The following is a 14,456-nucleotide window of genomic DNA, read 5'->3' on the forward strand; positions in this document are numbered from 1 at the left end:
TTAGCTAAAATACATCGAAAATGAGGTATCTATTTATAGGCAATATACTAATAAGTAGAGCAACTGAAATACTGCACCAGAAAATTTTTAACTGCTTTTCAATAATAATGGTAATTTTAAAAAAGAATTTTGTCGAATTAAATAAGGAGTAGTAGTTATTTATACTAGAATAATCCAGGGGTGTTTAACTTTGGCGATCGCTCCTCCAGGAAAAGGGTCTGTTTGAGAATGGTTAGGAGCATTAACTAGGGTTGTTAGCTTTTCAATATGACTGAAGTTAGGATTTACAGGTAAAACTTTCTGTAAGATATGTCTCATGACTCTACGTTGTAATGCTAGAGGTACTTGAAGTAATACTAAACGATTGATAAAATATTTGACTGGTTGCGATTCAAATTGAGAAAGATTGAAATTATTTGTATCTATTTTTGTCACCCTTTCTAATAACTGTTCTGTCTCATTTTCAAAATATTTAACTTCAGCACTAAGTATTTCTGCTGTTTTTGCTAATGCTAGTTCAACTTGAGGATTAAACTGACGTAAAATAGGAAATAATTCCAGACGAATACGATTTCTAGCATAATGCAAATCCTGATTTGTAGAATCTTCCCAAATTCTGATTTTTTGCTCTTGACAAAAGTTACTTGTTTGGGTGCGAGTAATTTCTAATAGAGGACGTACAAGTAAGGGTAAGAAATTCTCAATTAGGGGACGTTGCCAAGTTAGAGCTTGTAGGCCTTCAGTTCCACTACCACGAATGAGATTATATAAGAGAGTTTCTGCGCGATCGCTAGCTGTATGGCCAGTTACAATGTATTGAAAATTAAATTCTAAAGCAATTTTACTCAAAACTTGATAACGCCATTTTCTAGCTTCTGCTTCACTTTTATAAATTTTATCTGCTGTTTCTACATAAGATGGAAGTTGCCAATTTATGGCTATTTTTTTGACATAGTTAGCATTAGCTTCTGAGTCAGATCGCCATTTATGGTCACAATGAGCAACTGCTAAATACCAACCCCATTTTGATTGTAAATCTAATAATAATTTAGTTAGACATAGAGAATCCTGGCCACCGGATACTGCGATTAATATTCTTTGATTTTTTGGTAATAATTTTCTTTGACGTAATGTTTGATGTAGTTGGGCATGGAGTGGTGTCCAATTTTGGTGGGAAGATTTATGATATGGCATAATTTTAAGGTACTGTTAGCATTTTTTCCCCTCTATCCGAATTGAATTCCTGGTATTAAAATGTTGTCAAATTCCTTAGACCATATTTGTAACCTAAGCTAAAAGTTTTATTTTACCTAGCTTTTAGTAATTAGATCCTTAGACAGTCTTATCTTACCTAGCTTTTAGTAATTAGATTCTAAATGAACTATAATATCTGAGCAACTTTGAGTATAGTAGGGATTATAGCCTATTAATATTTATTTCCATCAACCAATTCTTAAATAAGTTAAGATTAAGATATTTTTTTATGATATAAATTTTTATAATGCCTGAAATTACTTAATGTTCATTACCACTACTATATTATCGTCTTAAAAGTAGATTTTTTTTTGCAGTGTTTTTTATTGATAACTCTATTATCAAAAATAAAATATCCTCCCTGAAATTGAATGATGTCTTGTTTTACATGATATTTTATAATATTAATGTGTTGTTAAAGCTCTGTGTTAGAAGCTCCAATGAACACATTTGTAAATTCAGGAAATTATATTATAGCTGACATTTTCTAGGTCATTAGATAAATTTAGTTAAAGTACAGTTGTAAAATTTATCAAAAAAAATTTCTACATTTTATTTAGTATAGAGGTAGGGAAGTATTTTAAGTATGGTTAAAAGTCAATATAACAATAATTAATATCAACTTAGATTAAATCATCAAAAAATTGATTTGGCTTGTATTAATTGCTTAATAAATTAAGTTTTACCTAAGTATAACATTACTTGTCATTAACTTTTATTAGTACTGGAGTTTAGACTCTATTTAGAATTTAAAATCCAGTTATTATAAAAATTGAGTAAATCTTAGTAAATATGTATCAATTAAAGCTTATGTTTTTCATATAAATTATATAGAGGAACTTAATTATCTATTAAATTGGGATTTTTTGAGGAATTAATTTAATACTTCGTGAGCAATATTTTTGAATTATTAGGGTATATATATACTTACTTCCTAAGTCATATAAAGTTAACTATAACCTCTTATTTTTCGAGTATTTTCTACTAAGCTTTGAGCGAATTTATCAAAACGTTCTGATAATTTTTCATCTAATATTTTACCGTCATTAGAAAAAGCATTCCTAGCTTGACCAATAGCTATTTGTTCTGGAATTACCCAAGCATGGACCCATCGCAGAATTAGCCGTAAATGATTGAGGGCATTGGCATTTGATTGACCTCCTAAAACACTAATAAAACCTGCTACCTTTCCATCTAAATGTTCAAAACTCATTAAGTCAAGGGCATTTTTCATCAAACCACTGACACTGCCATGATATTCTGGAGTGACTAAAATCAGACCATCAGCTTGCTTGACTATTTGCTGCATTTTGTCAACATCTGGATATTCTGGATACTCATTCCCACCATTACAAAAGGGAAGTTTAAGAGTCCCCAAATCCAATATTTCTACCTCAGCACCGATGGCTTCTACTCTTTCGGCTACTATTTTTAAAGCTTGCAGGCTTAAGGAACTAGATCTTAGACTACCACCAATTCCTACAATTTTTACCATTGCATTTAAACTAAAAGATGTTTTCTTAACCACAAATAGATTGTCCTGATTTGAGGTAATTACACTATAAGTATTATAATATTAACAATACTCCAACACTGGAGAATCGACAAATTTTAGTGACCGTAAATTGCCCCATCATTCTTGACTCTTGATTTACCTTAACCCGTCTATCATTAACTTACGATACTTTGAAAAAGGGCTGCCCTGAAGGTGGGTGCTAGGATGGAATAGAATTTATGTGTTTAAAGCAATTGTGATCGGGACATACAATTGATTTTTTCTAGCCTGAGACAAAACCCTCACTTGCTTGAGTATAAATCTATTAGATAGAGGGGAGGGAACTTAACCTAATTTTGGAGAAAGGTGAATAAGGTCAATGATGACATGTCCTATTCTCGATACAGAAATAATTTTAATTGACAATTTTTTTGAATCAAGGAAACCTTAACCCTGGAAAAATAAAATTACCATTAGCATCAGACAAAGGTCTCAAAGTTGTCTGGTAGATTTATTTTCTCCAGAACAGGGAAGGGATTGAAAAATATAGTTGGAGTGGATGTATCTTAACGGCGAGTGGTAAGTACAAGATTCTAGTGCGGAATTTATTGCTTCGTGAAACCTACTCTCAAGCTAAAATAAGAAAACAAGTAAACAAACGTTAATTCTGAAATACGTTATTTATATATAATATACCCAAAACCCAAGATAAAAGGCCACAATTAATTATGAAAAATTTTGGGCAACAAATTAAAACTGATGAGCTAAAGGGAATTAATCACCATAACTGGTCATTATGCCAAGCTCAATCCAATACTCAAAAGGCTAAAATTCTTTTTGGTAGAATTCCTGGTGGAAAATTAACCAGAAAATTAGGGTGGAAAATTTTGGCTACTGGGATAATTGCTCAAGCAGTATTATTAGTAAGTCCAGCTTTTGCTAACAGTACGCAAAAAAATCTTAGCTATAGTCAGCTATTAGACAAAATTCAAGCTGGAGAAGTAACAGAAATAGATTACTATCCCTCTCGTGGAATTGCTAAGGTTAGCTTGAAAGGGCAAAGGAGCAGGGAGGGAATGTATATAGTTCAGATGTTTGAGCATGTCCCAGAACTACTTGATCAGGTTCGTGCTCAAAAAATTGACTTTGAATTAAAGCGCTCTCCTGACAATAGCGTTGCTATGGGGATCATATTTAATATTCTTATCGTTTTTGTGGTCATTGTTGTACTATTGGCAATTTTGCGTCGTTCTAGTCAGTCTCAGGGAAATGCGTTGAACTTTGGTAAGTCTAGGGCACGTTTTCAGATGGAGGCTAAAACAGGGGTATTATTTGAAGATGTAGCAGGTATTGAGGAAGCAAAGGAGGAACTTCAGGAAGTTGTCAGTTTCTTGAAAAAGCCAGAGAAGTTTACAGCTATTGGGGCTAAAATTCCTAAAGGTGTATTGTTGGTAGGGCCACCAGGGACTGGTAAGACTCTATTGGCAAAGGCGATCGCAGGTGAAGCAGGGGTTCCTTTTTTTAGTATTTCTGGTTCAGAATTTGTGGAAATGTTTGTGGGTGTGGGAGCTTCTCGTGTACGAGATTTGTTTAAAAAAGCTAAGGAAAATGCTCCTTGCATTATATTTATAGATGAAATAGATGCGGTAGGTAGACAAAGAGGTGCTGGTATTGGTGGGGGTAATGATGAACGAGAGCAAACTCTTAACCAACTACTAACTGAAATGGATGGTTTTGAGGGTAATAGTGGAATTATCATTATTGCTGCGACTAACCGACCTGATGTTTTGGATGTTGCTTTATTACGTCCAGGTAGGTTTGATAGACAGGTGACTGTAGATTTGCCTGCTTATAAAGGGCGTTTGGGCATTTTGGAAGTTCATGCTCGCAATAAGAAGTTAACTCCAGAGATATCCCTAGAGGCGATCGCTAGAAAGACACCTGGTTTTTCGGGAGCAGACTTAGCTAATATGTTGAATGAGGCTGCTATTCTAACTGCTAGACGACGTAAAGAAGGAATTACACCTAATGAAATTGATGATGCTATTGACCGAGTGACTATTGGTTTGAGTCTCACCCCATTATTGGATGGTAAGAAAAAACGGTTAATTGCTTATCATGAATTAGGTCACGCTTTGTTGATGACTCTACTGAAAAATTCTGACCTTCTTAATAAGGTGACTATTATTCCTCGTTCTGGTGGAGTTGGTGGTTTTGCTCAACCAATTATGGATGAAGGAATGATTGATAGTGGAATGTATACCCGTGGTTGGTTAATAGACAGGATTACAATTTCTCTAGGAGGACGTGCTGCTGAGGAGGAGATTTTTGGTTTAGCGGAAGTTACGGTGGGAGCGGCCAATGATATTCGGAGTGTGGCCAGTTTAGCTCGTGAGATGGTAACTCGCTATGGAATGTCTGACTTAGGGCCTTTGGCTTTGGAAAATCCAAATGGGGAAGTTTTTTTGGGCCGAGGTTGGCAGTCCCAGCAGCCAGAATATTCTGAGGAAGTTGCTATTAAAATTGACCATCAAATACGAACAATGGTTTTTCATTGTTATGAAAAAGCTCGAAAAATTATCAGAGAAAATCGTGTTTTGATGGATAGGTTAGTAGATTTATTAATAGAAAAAGAGACTATTGAGGGTGATGAATTTCGCAGAATAGTTTCAGAATATACGGAGTTACCGAAAAAACAAAAGTCTCTTATTAATTTGGAAAAGAAAATTTGAGGTTTAAGTTAGTTTTTTTGTCTGAACTTCAATATAATTTTTAATTATAAATTTTATTCTCGTTTTTATTAAGGGCAAGGGAGAAGAAGATTTATAACTTGTAATCTAATCATACCTAAAATCAATTTAACTCGACCTAGGGTAAGTCCCGCGCTTTCGGAAAGAGAGCGTCGGGATAAAAATTAGACTTTATTTGTATGGTTCGTCCTGCCGCATCTATCATAGCTATTGACAATATTCTATTTAGGTTTCTATATCATCGTGTAGGTAAGCATTTAGGCACCAAAAACTTAGTTATAGCTTGCGTGTGAGTTGTACTTAGCACTATATCTATGTTCTAAGCTTGATAACTGTTTAGTTTGTTGAGTATACATTTCTCGCAAAATCAAAGCAGGGTCTACCCAACGTCCTCCATATTTCAAACCCCAATGAAGATGGGGGCCACTGGTTCTACCAGTCATTCCGACTCTAGCTATTCGACTCCCAGCAGGCAAAACTTGACCTTGAGGTAGCATAATTCCACCACCACGATCTATTAGATAGCGATGTCCATTGTGAGTTTCTACTTTTCCTTGAACGTGACAGTAAACGTGTTCCCAAGAACCTGACTTAATTATAATACCAGTACCGCAACGACGATCTTCCCAAACTTCCATCACTGTGCCGGTCCACCAACTTCGGATATAGCTTCCTTGGGGAGCTGCTAAGTCTAACCCATAATGAAAACCTCTACCACGAGGACCAAAAGCTGATGTGTATCCTTGAAAGTTTTCTACGGGGAAAGAGGCATTTTGCCAGTTTTTAATGTATGATATTTGTTGATTGGTAGTTTTGACTCCTTGTGCTTTGACTAATTCTTGTTTAATTCCTAAGGTGGCTATACCAAGTGCCATAAATCCTAATAGTAATATTTTTTTTTGTTTTTGGGGGTGACGTAAACCCTGTTTTAAGGCTATAGGGAATTTATATAAGAGTTTTTTTCCAGGAACTAACATATTTCCTTACTTTTAAATAATTGATGGGAATAGATGATTTGATCTAAGCATTCAGTTTATACTTATAAGCTATAAGGTATTAACTGACTATTAGCACTCATTTATCTCTTAAGTTTTAGTTGGTTTGGTGGTTTGGTGTGGTTAAGTTTGATGGTAGACAGCAAAGAGCGAAAATTATTGAAGCAAAAAGTTATAATCGAAAAAAATATGGTAAAAATTAATGGATTTGGTAGTAATATTTTATTAATTTGTTAATTTTTAAACCTGACACCTGAAACCTGATAAATGAACCATTAATCAATAACTAATTCTAGTTTTGCGAGGGCATTGGTTATTAAATCATTATTTGGAAACAAGTAATTAGTTATCCATAGGATAATTATGAAAAAAGTTATGAATTAAATTAGTTATCAGCTAATTTAGCTAACTTGAGTTGTTACTTGAAGGTTGTTTAAAAACGATTAGCATAGTGTTAAGCCTAGGAAAAGCTGAATAGGATATAGCTCAATATTTAATCTTTGATAATTTATCAAAGATTATAGCATTATTTTTGGTATTTGATATTATACTAAGTTGTTTGTCAAAAAAAATTTACTTCTGGATAGTTCATCTGGATCAGAGGAGTTGAATAAGAATGCCTCTAATTTATTTAAGAGAGTTATCTCTGAGATTATTCCCCCCTTTTTTTAAGGTTTACTCTAACTTTGGTTCCCCTTTTTTACTAGATGACTTTGGATTAAGTTTCTGTACCATTTATTAAGTATTTCATGAAAGTTAATCTCCCATTATGGGCAAGGCTAAACTCCTCAATAACCTTTGCCTTATTAATATTTTAATTAACATAAAATTTGACAAAAATAGTTAAGTATTATGTATTAAGATTTTATAGGTTCAAAATTCTCACAATCTCAGTAATTTCAGGAAATTATTTCACATTTAAGCTATATTTGAGTAGTAAAACTTGATTCTATAAGATAGGTATGCTTAAGTATAATATTTTTTTGTGTGATAATTACTAATCTTAGATAACGAAAAAAAAGTCGCATTGGTGTTTGAATTGTAAATTCATTTTTTTTTCTGGAAAGGAAATACACTTGATTTTTATTTTGTGCTGTTTAACAATAATTTGATAATTAATTTACCATCCTAAATATGTATACTTTTCAAATGTTTTAGTAGTAAAAAAAGTCAGATGTTTAACAACACTTTTTCTTTTAAATACTTATAAATACTTATATTTTTATTATAAATATAAATTTTCATCTAATGGTTTTCTAGTTATTATGTTATGATAAAATTTTTTGGTTGTTGTTCTATATATTTATAAATAAATTATATAATGATATTTATTGAGAATATTTAACGAAGAATATACTTATAATAATTGATATAATTTACGATGATTATAGAGAATATTTATGTGCATAATTTTTGGATTTCCTGATTCTAAATACCTTTCTTTATGTAGAATTTACTAAAAGTTCTATACTTTTCTAAAATTTGCTATAATCCAAGGATTTAATATTCTGTTAAATAAAATAATTTGAGATTCTAAAAAATGATACTAGAAGAAATTTTGCCTTTTAGATTGGCCATAGATGCTACAGCGATCGCAGGTTCATCTTTATGGTCTTTGGCCTTATATTGGGGTTTTTCCCCTGTTAGTGACTGGGTGACGTTACAACTTAACCGCTGGTTTAATTTTGCGGAAAGATCGTTGTATATGTCTGATGAAGAATTTGAAAGAACCCGCAAAGCTAGAGAATCTCAAAATGCTTTTTATGCTTCTATTTTTAGTATTGTGCCTTTTTTAATTGTAGGAAGTTTATGTAATTGGGGGGTAGAATTTGGTTTGGGTAAAAGCTGGTCAATTAGTATTGGGATAATTACTTGCTTAACTTGTGGTATTTATGAATTAGGAAGACGAGATAGTCAATCTTCTTAAACAGCATTTCTAATTAAATTATGAGAGAATAAAGGATAAGAAGCAGGAAAGATGGGTCAGGGGATAGGTAACAAGTTAAATATATTTAATTTTTTAATTTTGTAGTTTTACCTAATAACTTGGGCAATTGCTGTCGTTGAATTATTAAGCTTTATATATTTATGAAGATAGACTAAAAGTTTTCTTTTCTGAATGAGATAAAAACGGCGATCGCTATGCCAGAAAAACTACGTCACCAAGTAATAGCTGAAGAAAACATTTGGGGCTATTAAATATTTGGCTGGTGTTGATGTTGGTGACAGTGATAATTATAGGATTTATTAAGGGGTAGTAGCAATTTTAAGTTTCGTGGAACTGGAGCTAAAATAACAGGCGATCGCTCAACTTCTTACTTCTTTTCTTTATATCCCTAGATTTATTATTTTTTAGATAAACATATACTATTTTAGATACTTGAAAAAAATATAATCTTATTCATTATAATGTTCTACATTTGCTGCTTTATGACGGTAAATTTTGATTGATTTTTGTCGATTTGGTGTGGATTTTTATTTAGAATTTTTAGTTAATATTCTTAATGTTAGTGTGACTAAATCTCAAGATAATATCTATTATTTAACCAGTCTTAAAAATACTATCAAATCAAAAGTTGTTCAATCCTTGAATATTTAAAAGTCTATTGTGGAAGTCAAATATGCTCTTGTTCATGAATGGTTAACTCCTAAAGCAACTGGAGGTTCGGAATTAGTTGTTAAGGAAATTCTCAAGCATATTAATGCAGATGTATATGCTTTAATTGATTTTGAGTCGAGGAACCCAGAAAGTTATTTTTATCAACGTCAAATAGGTAAAACATTTTTACAATATTTGCCTTTGGCTCGTAACGGAGTACAAAAATATTTACCTTTATTGCCAATAGCAATTGAACAATTTGACTTAGGAGAATATGATGTAATTCTCTCTTCTTCCCATGCAGTTGCTAAAGGTGTTTTAACTACACCTTATCAACTACATATTTGTTATTGTCATACTCCTATGCGTTATGCTTGGGATTTAACTTTTGATTATCTCAATAGTAGTAAGCTTGGTAAGGGTATTCCTGGAATTTTTACTCGATATCTTTTACATAGACTGCGAGAATGGGATATCATTTCTGCTAACCGAGTAGATTATTTTATTGCTAATTCTCAACATACTGCTCGTAGAATTTGGCGTTGTTATCGACGTAAAGCTGAGGTTATTTATCCGCCAGTAGATGTGGAAAAGTTTCCTTTTAAATCTGATAAACAAGATTTTTATCTTACAGTTTGTAGGTTAGTAAGTTATAAAAAAATATCTTTAATTGTTAGAGCTTTTAATCAGTTAGGACGAGAATTAATAGTTATTGGTAGTGGTGGGGAATTAAATAAATTACGTGATCTTGCTAAGTCTAATGTTAAAATTATGGGTTGGCAACCTGAAGAAGTTGTTGCTAAATATATGTCAGAAGCTAAGGGTTTTATTTATGCTGCTTGTGAAGATTTTGGTATGGCTTTAGTGGAGGCACAAGCTTGTGGAACTCCTGTTATTGCTTATGGTGTTGGTGGAGCGAATGAAACGGTTTTAGATATGAGAAAATATCCTAGTTCGGCAACTGGTTTATTATTTTCTGAACAAACAGAAAAAGCATTAATAGAAGCGGTGGAATTTTTTGAAAGTTCTCGGGAGTATTTTCAGCCAGAAATTATTAGAAAGCAGGCTGATAATTTTTCTCAAACAGTGTTTAAAAAGCATTATTTAAGTTTTGTGGAAAAGTGTTATGTGGAGGAAGGTAGTGGTAAACGCGTAACGGTTAAATAGATGGGAAGCTGACAATTTCTGATTTCTCCTGTTTTGATGGTCGGAGAATAAGAACAGGAGTCAAAGCTATTTTTTAATAATTCTAATTATTTGAAATAAGCAATAAAATGATTGGGGTTACTAGAGAATAAATTTGATAATAATTGACTGTAAGAACTGTTTCTGAGGGAAACCCAACAAAGCTTTGTTTTTGCTGGGTAATCTTACTATGTCCATTAGACCCAACCTATAAGTTATAAATCTATTAGTTTACTACAAGAACTGAAGTTTTTGTCTATAGAAGTAGATGATCTGTTGATCAGTTATGAAGAGATTTTTGAACAACCTGTCAGGCAGATCAGGACTTACCCAGAAATACCATGTTAGGGACTAATGTTATTTGCCCTTGAACTTTGTGCTTGAATGCTCCCTGATGTTATTTGCCCTCTAATGCTCCCTAATGTTATTTGCCCTTGAACTTTGTGCTTGAATGCTCCCTGATGTTATTTGCCTTTGAATACCCTGAATGGTCTTTGCCCTTGAACTTTGTGCTTGAATGCTACCTGATGTTATTTGCCTTTGAATACCCTGAATGGTCTTTGTCCTTGAACTTTGTGCTTGAATGCTACCTAATGTTATTTGGCCTTGAATACCCTGAATGGTATTTGCCCTTGAATGCCCCTGAATGGTCTTTGCCTTTGAACTTTGCCCCTGAATATTATTTGCTCCCTAGTAGCATTTGCCTTTGAATGCCCCTGAATGGTCTTTGCCTTTGAACTTTGCCCCTGAATATTATTTGCTCCCTAGTAGCATTTGCCTTTGAATGCCCCTGAATGGTCTTTGCCCTAAATGGCCTTTACACCTGAATAGTCTTTGCCCTGAATGGCTTTTACACCCTAGTAGCTTTTGCTCCCTAATGGCCTTTACCCCCTAGTGGTGTTTACCCTCCTAAACATACCGTATTTTGTTCTAATTTGTGTAAGTTCTGTAAAATTTTATTCAAATGAGGGAAATCTTAATAAATTTGTTAATTTTTGATGAAATAGATGACACAGATAAAGCTATTTGATATTACTATAGGTTTGATAATTTTTGATTATCAATTTATTTACTGAGCTTTCAAAAAGCATACAGAGCTTACTGATCGCTATGGAAAAGTTCAAGGTGATTTCGCTGTGAATGAGGATAAGTTACATTATTTATTTGTGACTTTTGGTTCGGAAAATAGGTGGAGGTTCTATGGTTGTATCGTACATTGAAAAATTGTTGGCGATCAAATCTGGATTCACGCAGATGGATGAGAATATGGTGTTGCTGATAATTTGGTCAATGTAGGGATTCCCAAAAGTCAATTTTTTCTGGGTTTTTATCTGCAAGAAGTTGCTATGCACACAGAATTTGCAGTGTAGTGAATTAATTTGATCATCTATTCCCTATTCCCCTACTTCTCCACTCCTCTACTCTCATATTCCTAAAATACGGCTTACTTCTGCTTCTAGTTTACGAACTGTTTTTTCCTGCTCTTTCTTCCGCTCAAGCTTCTTATAGCTAGCTTTGGCATATTCCAAATACTTCAGTGCATCATCCTTATATCTTATAATTGCATTGGTGATAGCTAATCCCCCCTGGATATTTGCTAAACCTTCCAAATCTGCTTCAGGTTTGGTTAGCTTCAGAGCTTTTAGGTAGTATAGGCGTGCTAATCTATTTAATCCAATTTTTTGATGAATTTCTCCTAAGAGTTGATAGATGGCTGTAGATTTAATACCATCTTGAATTGCAGTTTCCAGCGGTTTGATGGCTTCGTTATACAGTTCTTTACTTTGATACAAGCGGGCGATAGCGAGTGCTTGAGCTTCCCGACTCAGTTGCTTCTGCTTGATTTCTTCAACTGCACCCAATGTCTCTTTGACTTCTTTCTCTGAAAGAATAGTAAATCCAGGAGTTCCCTCAAATGTTGAAGTTTTATTTTTATCCGTTACCACATTGAACCAGTAACGAACTCCCCGTTTCAAGGGTGGCTTCGCTGTATAAACTAGCTGGTTTTCCCTTGTTTCCTGATTCAAATTCACACCTGGACCTACCAGCTCCACGCGATAATTTTTAGCTCCCTCAACCTGGTTCCATCGCAAAGTTAAGGACTGAGTAGGCAACAATTTTGTATTCCTGGGACTGAGAATATAGGGAATTTTGGGATCGTTGATAGCCCGGCTATCTGCAGTAACCTTACCTAGCTCCCTCAGTTTGGGGTTACTCACAGGGGGACACCCTTCACTAACAATAGATTCTCTGCCATCGGGAACTTTCCATTCCGTCAAATTCTGACACAGTACTTCAGCTTGGGCTCCCTTGGGGAGGAGTAAGCGGTCTTCATTTCTCAGGGGAGTTCCTATTATTATTGGCTGATATTTTTGCCAATGGGGACGTTTGAGTTTGACCTGCCCTGGTGGACTCAGAATCATCAGAAAGTTAACACCGGGGATAACAGGACTTACGGGTCTGGCTAAGATACCTACTAAAGTTACCCCGCTTAATAATGGAATTAGAGATTTAAATTGTCCTCGTCGCATGATTTTCCTGCCTCCTTTAATTTTTTATGGGCTGAACTGAGCCATTTACTTTCATCTGGGTTGAATACGGAACCTAACTGACAGCATTTCTGCCATTGTTCCACTGCTTCTGCCTGCTTTTCTGGCTGTCCTTGAAATAATTGTGCCAGCAAACAATGGGCTGAACCTCGAGCTTTAATTTTTTCAATACCCTCTGAAGAATTTCCGATCTGAATTGCAGTTTTGAGAAATTTCTCAGCTAGTTGGGTTTGTTCCTGCTTTGAGAAAGCCCATCCTAAATTTTTGTACAAGGTGTATGTGATTGCAATTGAGGGATTATCTTGATTAGCAAAATTATTGAACCCTTTTAATAGCAGGGGAATAGCTAGGTCAGGTTTATTATCTATTATATGAAGACGAGCCTGATTATTTTGGGCTTTGATGAATTTTCCTTTGACAGCAAATTGATACTGAGTTTTGGCTTTGTCGAATTCCTGTAAGTCTTCGTACAGTACTGCTAAATTATAATGGGCTTCAAAATTATCAGGATCAAGTGCTAATGCCTGTTGATAGATTGATTCGGCTCCGGCAAATTGACCTTGTTGATACTTTTCAAATCCTTTTTTGTTGTACATATCAGAAAAAGCCGGGAAATTCGCTCGCAAGGCAACTAGAAGCACAAAGAGCATTGCTGTTGAGCCAAATCTCGCTTCTTCATGAAAGTGTTGAGGAATTCCCAGTCGTTTTAGTAAGCGATTAAATCCTTCTTGCCCTGTCTTAGTCAGTTCACTTCTGGCTTGCAATAGGGTAATTAGGCTAGGGAAGGCAACTGCAATTGTTCCTGGGAGTCCTGTTCCAGCTCCAATAAACCGAGGCACAATATCTATGAGTAATCCTAAGTTAGCTGTCCAACCGGCAACGGTGAAGCCGCGCCACAACCAATCCCAACGATCCCAAAAATGGGGTGGAGCTTCTGTTTCTAATCTCCACCACCAAGCTTTTTCGGGGGGAGAAAAGCTACTACGATATTGGGAGAGGTTGACTCCTTTGGTTTGAGTAATTCGATGGGCTTGTGCTCTCAACAAATTGTCTAATTTAAGTAGTTTCTGTTGAGTGTTGGTGGAAATAGGGGTGGACTGATTCCAAACTGCTTGGACAACATCTCTAGCATTTAATACTGCTAATATTTGTTCTGGTTTGGGGGGTTCAGCAGCCTCAAGTTCTCGGAGAACTTTTTCATAGCTACTGAGGGTGGTTTCCAAACCAGAACCAATAATTTTGAGTTGTGATGAATCCATAGAAACATTGGCTTCTGTTTAAGTTATTTTATTATATCAGGATTTAGGCAAAACCGCCATATCTAGTAGGGGTAAACGGGATTTTCCCTTACTGGATGTAATGCCGGTGGGTAAGTCCTGTTTAGTGTTTTTTTTACCACAAGTTATTATTGCTGTCAAGTATCAAAACAATACCTAACCTAGAGTGATACAGATACATCAAGCCCGGCAGTTCCGGGTAAAAGTTGGGAAAACAGTTCATGGCAATGTGACGGCACCTAAAAATCTAGGTTGGGTAGAAGGGCAGTGAAACCCAACAAAGCCTTGTTATGGTGGTTGGGCTACTCTTAGGAGGTTTTGCTACGTTTACCAGACCTAACCTACAGTTATT

At 34.7% G+C, this 14,456-nt stretch carries 9 protein-coding genes; 4 read left to right on the plus strand and 5 right to left on the minus strand.

Features of this window, described 5'->3' with window-relative positions; translation table 11 throughout:
• Window positions 1-159: 159 nt before the first annotated feature.
• Window positions 160-1,194 carry a tRNA lysidine(34) synthetase TilS gene (gene tilS, locus TERY_RS15590; protein WP_011612710.1) on the minus strand — a complete coding sequence of 345 codons (1,035 nt, stop codon included), beginning with the start codon at window positions 1,192-1,194 and terminating at the stop codon, window positions 160-162.
• A 1,009-nt stretch (window positions 1,195-2,203) separates the two neighbouring features.
• Window positions 2,204-2,749, minus strand: coding sequence for an NADPH-dependent FMN reductase (locus TERY_RS15595; RefSeq protein WP_044137626.1), 546 nt, complete (start codon window positions 2,747-2,749; stop codon window positions 2,204-2,206).
• A gap of 728 nt (window positions 2,750-3,477) precedes the next feature.
• On the opposite strand from TERY_RS15595, the gene ftsH reads away from it, so the two are divergent.
• Entirely contained in the window at window positions 3,478-5,481 is a 2,004-nt protein-coding gene (ftsH, locus tag TERY_RS15600; protein ID WP_011612712.1) for an ATP-dependent zinc metalloprotease FtsH, read from the plus strand.
• A 290-nt stretch (window positions 5,482-5,771) separates the two neighbouring features.
• Here the strand turns inward: ftsH and TERY_RS15605 are convergent, their stop codons facing one another.
• Complete coding sequence (locus tag TERY_RS15605; protein ID WP_011612713.1) at window positions 5,772-6,476, minus strand: peptidoglycan DD-metalloendopeptidase family protein; 705 nt, start codon at window positions 6,474-6,476, stop codon at window positions 5,772-5,774.
• A 1,561-nt stretch (window positions 6,477-8,037) separates the two neighbouring features.
• Here TERY_RS15605 and TERY_RS15610 point away from each other — a divergent pair.
• The 3 genes from TERY_RS15610 (at window position 8,038) to TERY_RS37125 (ending at window position 11,648) form a co-directional block, all read left to right on the plus strand.
• Window positions 8,038-8,421, plus strand: a complete 384-nt coding sequence (locus TERY_RS15610; protein WP_044137632.1) for a hypothetical protein — start codon at window positions 8,038-8,040, stop codon at window positions 8,419-8,421.
• A 681-nt stretch (window positions 8,422-9,102) separates the two neighbouring features.
• On the plus strand, window positions 9,103-10,260 hold the full coding sequence (locus tag TERY_RS15615) for a glycosyltransferase (RefSeq protein ID WP_011612715.1): 1,158 nt from the start codon (window positions 9,103-9,105) through the stop codon (window positions 10,258-10,260).
• 1,301 nt (window positions 10,261-11,561) lie between these two features.
• The gene (locus tag TERY_RS37125) at window positions 11,562-11,648 is read left to right on the plus strand and encodes a hypothetical protein (RefSeq protein ID WP_370497240.1); all 87 of its coding nucleotides are present in this window, start codon (window positions 11,562-11,564) and stop codon (window positions 11,646-11,648) included.
• 54 nt (window positions 11,649-11,702) lie between these two features.
• Here the strand turns inward: TERY_RS37125 and TERY_RS15620 are convergent, their stop codons facing one another.
• Complete coding sequence (locus tag TERY_RS15620) at window positions 11,703-12,809, minus strand: hypothetical protein (RefSeq protein WP_011612717.1); 1,107 nt, start codon at window positions 12,807-12,809, stop codon at window positions 11,703-11,705.
• A complete protein-coding gene (locus TERY_RS15625) occupies window positions 12,782-14,086 on the minus strand; it encodes a tetratricopeptide repeat protein (RefSeq protein ID WP_011612718.1) in 1,305 nt (434 codons plus the stop codon). The genes TERY_RS15620 and TERY_RS15625 overlap by 28 nt, the downstream gene beginning before the upstream one ends.
• Window positions 14,087-14,456 lie beyond the last annotated feature (370 nt).

Source organism: Trichodesmium erythraeum IMS101 (assembly GCF_000014265.1).
Classification (GTDB): Bacteria; Cyanobacteriota; Cyanobacteriia; order Cyanobacteriales; family Microcoleaceae; genus Trichodesmium; species Trichodesmium erythraeum.

Excerpts from the sequence above, each read along its gene's own strand:
- ftsH (WP_011612712.1), top strand. The coding sequence starts at position 3,478 with ATGAAAAATTTTGGGCAACAAATTAAAACTGATGAGCTAAAGGGAATT.
- tilS (WP_011612710.1), bottom strand. The coding sequence starts at position 1,194 with ATGCCATATCATAAATCTTCCCACCAAAATTGGACACCACTCCATGCC.
- TERY_RS15625 (WP_011612718.1), bottom strand. The coding sequence starts at position 14,086 with ATGGATTCATCACAACTCAAAATTATTGGTTCTGGTTTGGAAACCACC.
- TERY_RS15595 (WP_044137626.1), bottom strand. The coding sequence starts at position 2,749 with ATGGTAAAAATTGTAGGAATTGGTGGTAGTCTAAGATCTAGTTCCTTA.
- TERY_RS15620 (WP_011612717.1), bottom strand. The coding sequence starts at position 12,809 with ATGCGACGAGGACAATTTAAATCTCTAATTCCATTATTAAGCGGGGTA.
- TERY_RS15605 (WP_011612713.1), bottom strand. The coding sequence starts at position 6,476 with ATGTTAGTTCCTGGAAAAAAACTCTTATATAAATTCCCTATAGCCTTA.